Consider the following 680-nt stretch of genomic DNA (forward strand, 5'->3'; position numbering starts at 1 on the left):
ATATTATAATAACAAAAAGCGACTATATGAGATTTGAAAATGAATATAAATTAATAAAATCTAGGATACTTTCTTTGTTTATAAAGCAACCAGTTATTTTTTTTAGGATATGCCATAAATGATTCTAATATAAAAAATATGTTAAAAATTATTTATGAATATGCAAAAAATAATATAAAAGATAAAGAAAAAATATTAAAAAATATAGAAAATAATTTTTTATTTGTTGAATACTCTAAAGAAAAAAGAAAAACCAGTGAATTTGAAACTATAGAAAAATATAATATAAAATTTGAAAATAACGAAGAAATAACAATATCCAAAATTAAAACAGACAAATATAAAAAAATATTTGATTCAATTATACAAGCTGGTTTTTCTAGAAAAACAGCGGAAATTTCTCGTGTATATGATTCAATTACAAATTCAAATAGCAATAACGAAGGATTCATAAAAGTTATATATGGAACATCATTAGATCTTATTAAAAATTACTTTGAAATAATTGAACAAAAACAAAAAATTGATTACTTAAAGCACATAGATCAAATATGAAAAAGTAAAAATGAAATTATTTCTTCATTTGGTTTTTATTATCTTAATATTAATAGAAAAAAAATAGAACCTTTTTTAAAAAGACAATATGATAAATTAAATAATTACATAAATAAGGAAAATAA

At 18.1% G+C, this 680-nt stretch carries 1 protein-coding gene; it reads left to right on the forward strand.

Annotated elements, in window-relative coordinates:
* Window positions 1-138 precede the first annotated feature (138 nt).
* Window positions 139-680 (forward strand): hypothetical protein (locus ACXX89_RS04000; protein WP_458557739.1); only part of this gene is annotated, 542 nt, incomplete at its 3' end.

It is taken from the genome of Mycoplasma sp. 1012 (assembly GCF_054343455.1).